The following is a 13229-nucleotide window of genomic DNA, read 5'->3' as shown; positions in this document are numbered from 1 at the left end:
GAATAGGACGGGCATTAAATATGCGAGCCATGACCTTGCGGTATAATTTGCGGCGATCATTGTGGCACGGCGCATTTTTTACCGCGTCCACCACAATTATTTCGACATTCTTTCCTTTATACTTCATTGATAGTCTCCATGCGAGCACTAAACAAGTAGGCTTGCTCAATGCGTTGCCCGCATTAGGCGCACTGTTGGCCAGTATTCTTTTAATCTTTCGCTTACCCCAACTGCCCACGCTGGTACAGGGCACAACCAGGTCCTTCTTGGTGACACGTTTATCCTATGTTTTGTTAGCTTTGGCGCCGTGGCTCAGCCCACACCACGCGGCAGAATTTGCACTCATCGTCTTCACATTGGCGAATATTCCCCAAACCTGGGGGTTAATGGGTTGGCAGACGCTGATTGGTCATCTCATTCCTGCCTCGTTACGAGAGGGATTTTTTAGTCAACGCAACGTGGTAACCACTTTAGTCGCACTAGGCGCTAGTCTGTTTACAGGTCTCATTACACAGTTTTTCTCACATGGTTCAACTCGTGCTTTACAGGTATTTATTGTCTTAGCAACCGTTTTAGGCATTTTAGAAGTTATGACACTCGGTCGTCATCAATTGAAAGCGTCCACATCCCCTACTGTATCATCACGCCTACCATGGCGCACCATCATCCATAATCACGTATTCTTACGTTATGCCTTGTTATCCGCGTTCTTTAACTTTGGATGGCAGATGTCGTGGCCCTTATTTAACCTGTATCAAATCGGGCAAGCCCATGCTACAGCTTTTTGGCTTGGAATCTTTAGTGTAATGGCGCTGATCAGCCAGGCCATCAGTTTCCCTCTGTGGCGGAATTTTGCCCGTCACAAAGGAGCTATGATCGCGCTGGGATATGCAGCCATGGGATTGGCGACTGTACCCTGGTTAACCATTTTGACTAAAAATCTTGTGGTATTAAGCGGGATTAATTTTGAAGCCGGGCTTTTTTTGAGCGGGGTTAATCTTTTATTATTTACCGAATTGCAAGCGCATGTCCCAGCTCAACATCGGAGTGAATATATTGTCGTCTATAACATCATCATTGGAGCCATCGCTTTTATTGCGCCTGAATTCGGCATTTGGGCATTATCCCGAACCAACATTATCGCCACAATGCAGATATCAGCATTGTGGCGGGCGATAGGCGGTATAGCATTCCTTTTAACCGGAACCGTCATTGAAAAAACATGGCTCAAGCATGCCCGGCAAATGTCCCGCTAGACCCCAATCAGGCATATGACGCTATTTTATTTAATGATTGGCAATATCGCGTCGGCCAGAATTTCTGAAAAATCCCGAACCTTAACGTCTTGTTCTTGGCCAAGAGACTGAACCCCATCCCTTATCATCGTCAAGCAAAAGGGACAAGCGGTAGCAATAGTCGTTGCTCCTGTGTTTAAGGCTTGTTGCGCCCGATTTTGGTTAATTCGTTGGCCTTCGCGTTCCTCGAGCCACATACGCCCTCCTCCCGCTCCACAGCAAAAACTTCTGTCACGCGAGCGTTCCATTTCTTTTAACTGGACACCGGGCACTGATTGCAAAATGTCACGGGGAGCATCATAAATATTGTTATACCGTCCCAAATAGCAGGAATCATGATAGGTTAACGTTTCATCCAATTCCTTCACAGGCGTTAACTTGCCGTCCGCAATCAACTCAGCCAAATATTCAGCATGGTGTTTAACTGTATAATGTCCCCCAAAATCAGGATACTCGTTTTTGATGGTGTTAAAGCAGTGAGGACACGTGGTTATGATAATCTCCGGATTGGCAGCGTTTAATGTCTCTACATTTTCTGTTGCCAAAGCTTGGTACAAATATTCATTACCTAACCGTCTGGCTGAATCCCCTGTGCATTTTTCCAGTGCCCCAAGGACTCCCACATCGACACCAGCCTGTTTCAACAATGTCACCGTCGCCTCTGCAACTTTTTTGGCCCGATCATCATAGGTTGCAGCACATCCCATCCAATACAGCACCTTAGGTGTGTCTCCCCGGCTCACATCTTTGATACCCATTGTTTTAGCAAATTGTTGACGCGCGTCGATCCCCAATCCCCATGGATTTCCCTGGTTTTCCATGTTGCGAAAGACATTTTGAGCTTCATTAGGCATTTCACCCTGTGTCAGCACAAGATGACGACGCATCCCCACAATTTTGACCACATGTTCATCATAGACGGGGCAAACTTCAACACAGGCACTGCAAGTAGTACATGCCCACAAGTCTTGTTCCGCAATCACTCCACCCGCTAAAGGCGTTTCTAGCAATGCTTGTTGCGCCGAGGTGCGGCTAGCCGCGGCTTCATTTAAGATAGGTCCTACCAATTCTAGCTGTTGGCGTAATGTCACTATAATGTTTTTCGGCGAAAGGGTTTTCCCTGTCTGATTCGCGGGACAAACCGCCGTGCATCGTCCGCATTGAACGCACGCGTAGGTATCTAACAAATCTTTCCAAGTCAAATCAGCCACTTGTCCAATGCCATAACTTTCGACCGTGTCATCGTCAAAATTTAAGGCTGGTAAATGTCCTTTATTATCGAGATTTCGAAAATAAATGTTAAATGGAGCGACAAATAAGTGAAAATGTTTGGAATAGGGAAGATACACCAAAAATCCCAACAGGCCCAAAGCATTCACCCATATGGATATTTCGAGACCCTGTTGATCAAAACCATGACCAAAATGATGAAGCCATCCTCCTAGCAAACTCCCTAAGGGCGCCCAGAACATATGAGGATTTAAGGCCCATTGAAAACTTTCTATGCTCAATTGGGCAAGAATAATTAACGCAATCAAGATAAGCACCAAACCCGCATCCCAATTTCTTACCAAACGAGGTGTCTTGGCCACATACCGCTTATAGGCCGCCATCATCACGGCGATCAGCACGAATATGGCGGTAATGTCAAAGGCTGTATCAAGGATAGTACCGATAAGACCGGTGGGAATGGGGATCACGGGAAACAACCCGTTGAAAAAAAAGATTATAGTTTGGATTGATACAATAAAAAATCCCCAAAACATCATCACATGCATCATGCCTGAAAACCGTTCCTGCAATACGCGATGTTGACCAAAGACTTCTTTCCAAACACCTTGCCACCGGATGCCAGGTTGATCAAAACGATTAAGGGGTTGTCCTATCTGGACCAATTCCCATTTCTCGGTTACCAAAAGCCCGAACCATAAGATGGCTAAAAGAACCACCACGATAAATGCCAAATGATTCAGCGACATCATAAAGCCTCCTCTACCGACGAGGTATCCACAAATTATTTTATCATGACATCAAATATTGTTGTATACAAATATTTTACGACTCCTTCTCTGCGGATGAAGTGACACGAATATTCCTGGCCAGTTCATAACCTACTGCAATCATTCGTCCCTGGTAGTTAAGCACAACAGGCCCATGAGGCAGTTTTTGAACAACACGAACATGAGCCCCAGGAGCTAAACCCAACCGGATAGCTTGCATGCGACTATACGCCAAAGAAATCTGTTCGATTTTCACATGAGTATTGATCTCCGCCTCTAAAAGCGTCACAAGGAGCCCTCCGAATTATTTGACGGACCGGTTGAAGGTTCCTCGCTCCCTCCTAAAGGAGCCTTATAGGTAAAACGAGCAACGAGTGCGGAAATTTCATAGACCAAGTAGATAGGCAACGCCATAAGCGTCATAGACAAAGCATCTGGGGGTGCCAAGATCGCAGCAATAAAAAAAGACAAGAGAATAGCATATCGCCTGTAACGCGAAAACATTACGGGTTGCACAAGACCTAAATGCGACATGACTCCTGAGATTAATGGAAGTTCCGCTACAATCCCAAAGGGAACGGATAAATCAATAATAAAGCTGAGCAAACTACCCAGTCTCCACATTGGCTCAATGCCTTGACCGGTAAAGGACAGCATCACATGCAACACAATAGGCACGAACACAAAATAGCCGACAGCGGTACCAATGAGAAATAATGCTAGGCCCGGACCCACAATAACGCCTACGACCCGGCGTTCAACTTGGGTTAGACCAGGCAAAATAAACGCGGCAATTTCATACAAGATAATCGGCGAAGTTAGAATGAGTGACATGGCCAAATCCAACTTGATTAAAGCAAAAAATGCTTCGGTCACCCCGGTAACAATCACATGATGCACCGGAGTGTGACGAATGATCCAGTGCAAAAGAGGCCGGGTATAAAAAAATCCTACTAAAAAGACAACCGCAACCGCTCCCAAAATTACGAGGAGTCGGTTGCGTAATTCCGTCAAATGTTCTGTCAAGGTCATTTGCTTGTCGTCCATAGGCACTCCCCTACTGCAATACCACCAGCACTAGTGAGGATCAACAAGTCCTCGACGAATAGCATAGGCTGCTGCTTGCACACGGTTTTCAAAGTGTAACTTCTGCAAAATATTCCGCAGATGGTTTTTTACGGTGTTCTCCGAGATAAATAAGCGTGCAGCAATGTCCCGGTTAGAAAAACCTTCTCCAACCAATTTCAGCACTTCGAGTTCCCGTCCCGTTAACTGCGTTTGTTGCCGTTCCACATCATGCGTGGAGAAGGCTCGAATGATTTTTAAGGCCACATCGCCAGATATCGACGCTTCACCCCGAATTTGAGCCGAAAGTTCTTCGAGAAATTGTTCTGGATCGAGGTGTTTCAAAAGGTAGCCTTGAGCTCCCGCCTTGACTGCTTCGAAAAGCAAATCGTTTTCATCACTCGCAGTTAAAACCACAATCTTTACATAAGGCATCTGCTCTTTAATAATCCGAGTCGCTTCAAGTCCCCCGCCACCAGGCATATTGATGTCCATTAAAATCAAATCTGGCATGAGTTCTTCGGCAAGACGTACCGCTTCTTCCCCAGTCTCTGCTTCCCCTACCACTTCCATGTCCGGCCGACTCGCTAATAAGGATGCCATGCCAGAGCGAAACAGCGCATGATCATCCACTAACATAATTCTTGCCTTTTCCAACGACCTCTCCTCCTTTATCCCCATCAATCTGATAGGTTATCGTCACCACGGTTCCCTGACCGGGCTGTGAATGGATCGACACGCGTCCCCCGAAAGTCTGGGCTCTTTCTTGCATTATTCCCAAACCAAAATGATGATTGGGCGGAGTCGTTCCCATAACAAAGCCTTTACCATCATCTATCACTTTTAATTCTACGATATCATCATGAATTGCTGCGGTAATTTTGACATGTTTTGCTTCGGCGTGCTTACGCACATTCGCGAGGGATTCTTGGATGATCCGTAAAATTTGCACGGAAGCCATATCATTCCACGGCACGCCATCATTAGGTAAAGCTTCGACTTCCACCGCCACTTTCGTGCCTTCTTGGAAATCATTAGCCAATGTTCGAACCGCTGTCCAAAATCCTTCTTCCAACCGTTTGCCCGCACGCAAATCATATAAAGATTGTCGTACTTCCGAATAAGACTTATTCACGGCGCAACGAATATCATCTAATTCTTTTCGCAGCTCGTCCAACCGCATGCCATCTAAAAGAGTTTTTGCTTGATAAACTTTTAAATTAATAACAGCCAAAGTTTGTGCAAGCCCGTCGTGCATTTCGCGAGCGAGACGCTCCCGTTCTTGAAGCGCAAGCATGGCATCTTGATACTCACGACGCTCATTTTCCATTTTTTCAATCACATCAAAAACATAGGATGAGAATCCGGCGGCTCCGACCAACGTGACAGCCACCGCTACAAGGCTGACACTTGCGGGAGGCAAGATGCGTCTCAAATAATAAAACCGCACAGTTTCGGCAACGGCGACAAAGAGAGTGGGACCGATGGTCGTCAGTAACTTAAGCCGACGATAACGTCGACGGTCATCGTAGTCCATCACTTCCCCCTCCTGCCGCTTGTATCGGAACAAACTCCTCATATATTTTACCTGCACCTGTGAACTGGGGCAAAGAAAAAATTGTTATATCACGAATTTCTCATGCATCATGGTCACTAGTGGCCCTTAGTCGTCTGCCATATGACCATAAGTCCAAAAATACCGGCATTCATGAATGACCCGTTGAGGTTGATCCAGAACTGCCAGATGCCCACAGCGCGGTAACGCTTTCACCTCACTACCGTTAATCAATTTTTGAACTTCATCGGCTTCCGCTGGCGGTGTCCGGGTATCTTCCACACCTACCATAATCAACGTCGGAACCGCAATTTGCCGGTACACCTCTTCATTGCGTACCGTATAAATTGCTTGCATCGCCTGCAGATATTTCTCTTTGTCAACTTCACCCATTTCTAGAACCAGATTATCTTTAACTTCAGGCAACGCATATACGGTTAACGTGTTATCAGCATAATTCTGAGCAAATTCCTGCATACTCATGTGCTCCAACTGCTGGCGCCTAGCTGCAATCTCTTGTTCCCCATGAGAAAAACCACGTGTGGCTCCAATAAGCGTTAAAGAGCGCACAAGTTGGCCGGGGTTAACGGCAGCGACGCGGCTCATTACCCACGTTCCCAACGAAACCCCTAAAAGATGGGCCGGCTTATTAATCTCCCGTAAAATGTCGATCGTATCGCCGACCCAATCTTCTAAGGTCGGATAAAAGTGATCGTTATCTCCCACTCCACGGGGATCCCATAAGACAACCGTATATTCACGAGACAACGCTGGACGAATGCGATGAAATAAGAATTGTCCCAACCCCAAACTGGGGTGACAGAAAACCGCTTCAGGACCCTCACCATAAATGTGGTAGGTAATTCCTCGAACTGTTTGCATTTCCCACCATCCTTCGGGCATTCTCTTCTGCCTAGCGCTACTGATATCACTTGTGTTAGTGAAATCCCACGCCAAGCTGATTAATAATCTTCAAGGGGTCAATCGACGGAGAAGATAATCTTCTCATCCCGCTCCATGATCATCGGAGACCATAGTTATCGATAGCGATTCAGGAGTGCTTAAGACAGGATATCCCAAAATATCACGCACGTCACATGGCAATGCCTCACATATCGCCAAGGAGTGGCGATTTCAAAACTGGTAATAGATCAGCCTCCGAACCACTCCCACGGTTACATTCTGGAGCTGCTAAAAACATATTCCTGTACATTCTCGTCGCCTAACCCAAGCAGAACACACGCTGTCCCCTAGAGCGGCATTACGAATATAGCCTACCATACTTGGCCTTGTGAATAGTCGTTCGGGATAATGGATAGCCACAAGCAACCATTAGAAATAGGTCCTGATCACGCCTTAAAGTCTCATGATGGGTCAATGGCCCATCTGGATCTTGCCCTTTTGCTAGTGATTCACAACGGCCAACAAAGCTTCCGCAATCCATTCGAGACGCGATGTCTCAGATTTTTCCTGTCTCAATCCCCGACGCCTCATCTCAATGAGGCATTTTCCGAGCTCGTTTCGCTATCGCATTAAAAAATTGTCCTAAAATGACATTCCCGGCACCGGATAGGACTTTTTGCGCAAGAGAATTGGATGGATCACCAAAAATTCCTTCTCCCTGATAGTGTAAATCTGTTTGTCCCTCCTGACTACTAGTCAATGTCACAGCTAAAGACATAAAGATATCACCATTGGGTCCTTGACCTTCTAAACGCAGATGATAACTGTGCGGGACGACAACCTGATCTATACGCATTTCACCGCGGTATTGTCCCTTAAAACCCGGAATCCCTAATTCCATTTCGACGGCATAAATCCCGGGAGATTGTTCCTGCATAGCTTTTAGACCTGGCATACTTTCAATTAATACAGCAGGATCCATGAGCAAAGGAAAGACCTTATTAGGCGGGGCGTCTATAATTTTATGGGCATCAAATTGCATCATCTGCGTGCTCCCTTCTGAGCCATGTTTATAGTTGGAAAAATCCTGGTGTATATGTATTCGCTATCCTATGGGGATAGTTACCCGGAATTTTCCATTATGACCCGATCCCATCGTCAACCAAGTGCCTGGCATGTTAGCATGACTAAGAACAATGAACGTATCAAGCCGGTACCCTGGGGAAAAGGATGTGGTGGTCACAATGGCATGCATCCTAGGTAATATGCCATATGGATTAAAAGATTCACTCAACACCTTAAAGGGAGGGAAATCGAGATGAAAATTCTGGGAATCGAACAAATGCTCGAGCAAAAATTTGAATCATTTCTTGAGCCGCGGATTAATCAGTGGTTTCGCAAATATTTGGAATCGCCCAACGGAGAAGCACTGATTTCCAAAGTTTTGGCTGACGTGATGATGTCTTGGATGAAACCTGGTGCGGGAGAAGAGCGCACCTATCTCGAAAGTGTAGTTCTTGACTTAGTTGGACGCATGAAAAACAATCCGGGCTTTCGGGAACGACTTTTAGCCGTCATGTCCCAAAAAAGTGCTGAATAAGTTATGCGCGTCTTGGATTTGAAGACCGTAAATATCGGTTCATTAAAGTATCCCGATCCATAAGCAGTAACACAGGCTTCAGCCGCAAAAATCGTTTTAAGGTACTCCACCCATCCGCATGGTAAATAGCCATAAGGATAATGAGATAAAACCACATCGACCATTTGCGTATGCCAGAAACCGGTATACGATCAAATCCGAGTTTCTCAATAGCACTTGATGCGTCTAATAAGGTGATGCCTCCAACTACAACGATGTTCTGGTATTTGTCGTGCTCTGATACAAAATTCGCCAGATCTGTTAAACTGCGCAATACCGCGTGAAAGGCTCGCAATCCCCCGGCACGACTCGAACTAAGCTGAGATAAAGCGGGATTTCCGAAATGGATTTCTCCCATCCATTGTCCCCGCGTAATTGTTCGCCCAGTGGATAACACCGTAGGTTTAAAAGGATATTTTATCAAACCTAAACGTAATACAGGATCACCACCTAAAGAAGACGGAATCGTATCAATATCCCACTGCCGTGTAAAGCGGATTTCCCACCAGGTCCACCAACGCCGGAGTTCGGATTTTTCTCGGTCCATCTCGGATATCGTGACCGGATTGAGTCCTAGGTTGCGTACATTATCAATAATGGGTCCCAAAGCTTGAACCGTGGCTTCACGGTTTCCACCAGCATCATGCATCACGACTATGGCGCCGGGATGCGCTAATTGAACCACATCATGTTCAATCGTTTGTGCCGTTTTTCCTGTTTTCCAATCATCAGGCGCAATGGTCCACAAAACACGCCGCAACCCTAGGCGTCGAGCGATTATCCATGTCATCAAATTGTGATGTCCCCATGGAGGACGATAAGACACCGGGCGTACACCCGCAATGGACTCTATCGTATCTAATCCATGCTGGATTTCACGGTATACGTTCCATGGCCAAAATAAATACATGGACCGGTGTTGATAGCCATGTAATCCAATTTCATGACCATCGCGAACCATTTCGTGTAGTAACTCGGGATAATGTCGGGCACGCTCCGCTACCACAAAAAATGTCGCATGAGCATTATGATTCCGGAGGACTTCAAGAATTTTTGGAGTATCTGGACCCGGACCATCATCAAAAGTCAATGCGATTTGATGATGATCACGGGTACCCAACATGGCTTTCCATTGTAAATGGTGCCAAATAAGATCAGGCACCAGGTAGAAGATTACCCATAGAAATACAATGACTCCAAGAATTCCCCACATACAGCTTCTCCTTCATCCACGGTTTTAGCTTTGTATTTTCTCTTTTAACGGGAAAGATGCGTAAAAAGAACCCATAATTAATAAAATGACTGCTGAAGCCACAAACGGTAACCAAATTCGTACGGAAAAGAGGCGGGTTCCGACAATAGGGCCGACCGACATTCCCAACCCTTCAACGGTCATAAAGACGCCCCATAGCCACCCTTCAATTTCTTTAGGAATCAATCCGGCTAAAAAGGCGTTCCATGACGGCAGAATCATCGCGTAAGACAAACCTAGTATGCCCCCGAAAATAGTAAGTTCAAAGAATTGCCGAAAGAAAGCAATCCCCAACAACGCGATACCCGCAATAAAAAAACCTCCTACTAAAGGAACGCGTAATCCAAAACGATCTGTAATTTTCCCCATAGGTACCAAAAGCAACACGGTAAAAGCACCACTTCCGAGAAGTAATTCCGCGAATTGTAAATGACTTAAGTGTAAAATGCGTGTGGTAAAAGGCTGCAAAATCGGAAGCATGAGGCCTAAAGTCATATTTTGCACAAACGTTCCGGGAATTACCCAACGAAACCGCCATAAGGTGTGCCATAAATGTCGAGCTTTCGGTTGATGGTGATGCACTTGAATCAACCGCGGATCCGCTATCCAAATGGTTACAGCAAAAGCAACCACATCCGCTGCAATTAAGACTAAAAAGGCTGTCCGGTCTCGCCCGCCTAAGACAAAATTGATGAGTACAGGACCTAATCCGGAGCCAGTTAGCCATGCTGCAAAGACCAATCCCATCATGGATGCCCGTCGTTCGGGCTCTGTAAGACGATTTGTGCCAGTAACCACCGCGGGCCAGTGAGTTGCTGTACCCACGCCTAATAAGGCAACAAACACAATAATCATGGCCGGATGCTTCGTATTCATTGCCCCAATCAAAGATAGACATTCAATCGCCAAACCCATGGTCAAAACACGAGGCACCCCAATATGATCGACAAGCCATCCCGCTGGGCCACGAAAAACTGTATCTAAAAAATAATGGCTCGATAAGGCCCATCCAACGATGGTCAAGGAAGCGCCTAAAGGCCCTGTGACATAGGCAGGCAACAACGAAATGATTAATGCCCCTCGTGCAAATTCAGCGAGTCCCAATGCAATTAACAATAAAGACTGAGGAAGCGACAAATGATTACGCTGGAGCATTGGCTTCCTCAGTTCGCAAGGCTAAATAGATATGTTTTGCCACAATTTGAGCCGCATCGGGATGACCTAAACTTCTTGCTTGGTGGGCCATGGCCTTAAGTTCCCATGGATGTTCTAACAAATGCGTAACAATCTCCCCCAAATCCTCTTCCGTGTGCGCCCTTCGGCCTGCACCATTTCGCACCAAAAATTCCGCATTAGCATCTTCTTGACCCGGGATGGGACGATAAATGACTGTAGGTAGTCCCCGGCATAACGATTCGGTAGTTGTTAGTCCTCCTGCTTTACTAATTAGGAGCGATGATATCGCCATTAGTTCGTGGACGTTATTAACATAGCCCAATACCACCATCGGATTACGGGCCTCTTGTTCGTATTGTTTAGCTAATGTCAAGCGCAATTCTTCGTGTCCCGCAATCACAATCGTCGTATGCCTTGCCGGAACATGATCAAGAATCTTTAAAACTTGAATGTATTCCGCAATGGGCATATACGCGCCACCCATAAACAAGATAATGGGTATATTGTCATCGATATGGAGGCTTTGCCGGACCGCATGCTCGTCAACAGTTTCTTGAAAACGTTCATCAACAGGAATACCCGATACAATAATTTTACTAGGATCAATATGACGATCTAATAATTCCTGGCGCATATCTTCACTACCGACAAAATACATATCGACTGCCGGGTGTATCCATTGTGTATGCACACTGTAATCGGTCATAACCACGTAGTTAATGGCATCAAGTTTACCTTGCTGTTTAAGTGTCGAGACGACACCCGCGGCAGTGGGATATGTGGAAACAATAAGTTTGGGCGGCATATCTTTTAACGCCGAATAAAACCGTTTGATGCCAATGTGGTTAATCATGCGCTGAGTTCTCGACAACGGATCAATATTCTGTGTTGAGGTATAAAACCACCGCCATAATGATGGCGCACGCCTAACGCTGGTTAAATAACCCCACCGGATTAGATTATCGAGGCCAGGGTTTACAAAACGGTAATAATCCAAAATCCCTAACCGTAATTGACTATCCATCATCAATAATTGCAAAGCAATAGCCTTTGCCGCACGTAAATGGCCATCCCCGTATCTGGCCGCCAATATCATTATTTCGGGATGGAGGCTCAAAGTTGCATCATGGTGGTTTGCTAACCAGTCAATCCAGTCGGCAGACTGTTTAACATCTGTGCCTGAAGCGGGCACCATGTCCATCCATTCACCTCCAGCCTGCGCTCGTAAGCGACATAATGTGTTCCATCTCAAATGTACGATACCATGGACGCCAAAAAGTGGCTAGTCTGCCACAAACTCGATAGCATTTCCATAGAATATGTGTATGCGGCTTCTTGACCCAGGTTGTCAGCCATTTTCTCCCGCCATCATGCTCAACAATACGGATTTTTTCGACTCTCCTATAACGTCATCATGTTTTTCTCCCTTGATACTTTCGCGTGCGGTCCCAAATTTCATATACTACCACAAATATTTAACAGATTCCTAACATCCCCTATCGGTGCAAGGACCTAACAGCTACAAAAGACTTTTTCTTCACATATTCTCGGCCTAATAGTGGGGCAGAGTCTCTCCCATAAAAATATTTCTATACACTAAAATGAAAATAAAATGAGGTGTGCGATTGCGAATGATGATGGCCAGGCAGTACGATATGCCGGTACGCAATTTGGAAGTCATATGGAAGGCGGTAAACATCAGAGCATGAATGCAGTCATACAAGGAGAATGGGCAGAGATCACTGTGCGCCATTCACGATTTATCAGCCGCGCATTTTCCTGTCCTTCTTCAACAACGTTTGAGCAAATCCTTCGTTATGCCATAGAACACTGGCCGAAAGCCACTCATTATGTCTGGGCCTATGTGATCAGGCCCGGGGAGGAGCGAATGACCGATGATGGTGAACCGACAGGTACCGCTGGTCCCCCGACACTTAACCTGATTCAAAAGCGCCATTTGATTCAAACCGCAATTGTCACTGTCCGCTACTTCGGCGGCACCAAGTTAGGCACGGGGGGCTTGGTTCATGCCTATCAAGACGCTGCCGCCAACGCATTGTCCCATGCCCTATTGGGCCACGAAGAAGAAGTAGTAACTGTCATTCTTGATATTCCATATTCCGAATGGGGGCGGACGGAAAATTACCTTATGACAAAAAATATTTCGTACAGTGCTGATTTTCGAGGCGATGTTCACGTGCAGTGTGAGATCCCCATCGCGATATCAACCTCCGTCCTTAACACATTACGCAATGATCTGGCTCCCCATCTGCGTGTCCATCAAACCAAACAACAAAAAGCCATTGTTCCCAACATCATCTGAACACAAAATATTGGACAGTGT

At 46.0% G+C, this 13229-nt stretch carries 13 protein-coding genes; 3 read left to right on the top strand and 10 right to left on the bottom strand.

The window, feature by feature from the left end:
• Positions 1–20 precede the first annotated feature (20 nt).
• Positions 21–1256: an MFS transporter gene (locus AOA63_RS03985; protein WP_053958509.1), complete on the top strand. Its 1236-nt coding sequence runs from the start codon at positions 21–23 to the stop codon at positions 1254–1256.
• Between the two features lie 26 nt (positions 1257–1282).
• Here AOA63_RS03985 and AOA63_RS03980 read toward each other — a convergent pair whose 3' ends face one another.
• The 7 genes from AOA63_RS03980 to AOA63_RS03950 form a co-directional block, all read right to left on the bottom strand.
• Complete coding sequence (locus tag AOA63_RS03980) at positions 1283–3277, bottom strand: (Fe-S)-binding protein (RefSeq protein ID WP_242848269.1); 1995 nt, start codon at positions 3275–3277, stop codon at positions 1283–1285.
• 73 nt (positions 3278–3350) lie between these two features.
• Positions 3351–3584 carry a FeoA family protein gene (locus AOA63_RS03975; protein ID WP_053958507.1) on the bottom strand — a complete coding sequence of 78 codons (234 nt, stop codon included), beginning with the start codon at positions 3582–3584 and terminating at the stop codon, positions 3351–3353.
• Positions 3581–4342: a twin-arginine translocase subunit TatC gene (tatC, locus tag AOA63_RS03970; RefSeq protein WP_053958506.1), complete on the bottom strand. Its 762-nt coding sequence runs from the start codon at positions 4340–4342 to the stop codon at positions 3581–3583. The genes AOA63_RS03975 and tatC overlap by 4 nt, the downstream gene beginning before the upstream one ends.
• Positions 4343–4372: 30 nt before the next feature.
• Positions 4373–5017 (bottom strand): response regulator, encoded by a 645-nt coding sequence (locus tag AOA63_RS03965; protein ID WP_026040612.1) that lies wholly within the window; start codon positions 5015–5017, stop codon positions 4373–4375.
• Positions 4986–5897, bottom strand: coding sequence for a sensor histidine kinase (locus tag AOA63_RS03960; RefSeq protein WP_020374513.1), 912 nt, complete (start codon positions 5895–5897; stop codon positions 4986–4988). Before AOA63_RS03960 ends, AOA63_RS03965 begins: the two co-directional genes overlap by 32 nt.
• Positions 5898–6023: 126 nt before the next feature.
• On the bottom strand, positions 6024–6797 hold the full coding sequence (locus AOA63_RS03955) for an alpha/beta fold hydrolase (protein ID WP_053958504.1): 774 nt from the start codon (positions 6795–6797) through the stop codon (positions 6024–6026).
• Between the two features lie 613 nt (positions 6798–7410).
• The gene (locus AOA63_RS03950; protein WP_053958503.1) at positions 7411–7863 is read right to left on the bottom strand and encodes an SRPBCC domain-containing protein; all 453 of its coding nucleotides are present in this window, start codon (positions 7861–7863) and stop codon (positions 7411–7413) included.
• Between the two features lie 273 nt (positions 7864–8136).
• On the opposite strand from AOA63_RS03950, the gene AOA63_RS03945 reads away from it, so the two are divergent.
• Entirely contained in the window at positions 8137–8418 is a 282-nt protein-coding gene (locus AOA63_RS03945; RefSeq protein WP_053958502.1) for a hypothetical protein, read from the top strand.
• Position 8419: 1 nt separating this feature from the next.
• On the opposite strand, the gene AOA63_RS03940 is transcribed toward AOA63_RS03945, so the two are convergent.
• Genes AOA63_RS03940 through AOA63_RS03930 form a run of 3 tightly spaced genes read right to left on the bottom strand, consistent with a single transcriptional unit; the run spans position 8420 to position 12086 of the window.
• Positions 8420–9670: a polysaccharide deacetylase family protein gene (locus AOA63_RS03940; protein WP_053958501.1), complete on the bottom strand. Its 1251-nt coding sequence runs from the start codon at positions 9668–9670 to the stop codon at positions 8420–8422.
• 24 nt (positions 9671–9694) lie between these two features.
• Positions 9695–10864: an MFS transporter gene (locus tag AOA63_RS03935; protein WP_053958500.1), complete on the bottom strand. Its 1170-nt coding sequence runs from the start codon at positions 10862–10864 to the stop codon at positions 9695–9697.
• Positions 10851–12086 carry an MGDG synthase family glycosyltransferase gene (locus tag AOA63_RS03930; RefSeq protein WP_053958499.1) on the bottom strand — a complete coding sequence of 412 codons (1236 nt, stop codon included), beginning with the start codon at positions 12084–12086 and terminating at the stop codon, positions 10851–10853. The genes AOA63_RS03935 and AOA63_RS03930 overlap by 14 nt, the downstream gene beginning before the upstream one ends.
• Before the next feature lie 504 nt (positions 12087–12590).
• Between AOA63_RS03930 and AOA63_RS03925 the strand changes: the two genes are divergently transcribed.
• Positions 12591–13208: a YigZ family protein gene (locus AOA63_RS03925; RefSeq protein ID WP_171822605.1), complete on the top strand. Its 618-nt coding sequence runs from the start codon at positions 12591–12593 to the stop codon at positions 13206–13208.
• Positions 13209–13229: the final 21 nt, after the last annotated feature.

The organism is Sulfobacillus thermosulfidooxidans, assembly GCF_001280565.1.
Taxonomy (GTDB): Bacteria; Bacillota; Sulfobacillia; order Sulfobacillales; family Sulfobacillaceae; genus Sulfobacillus; species Sulfobacillus thermosulfidooxidans_A.
The sequence above is the reverse complement of the archived record's forward strand: the minus strand, read 5'-3'. Positions and strand labels throughout refer to the sequence as shown.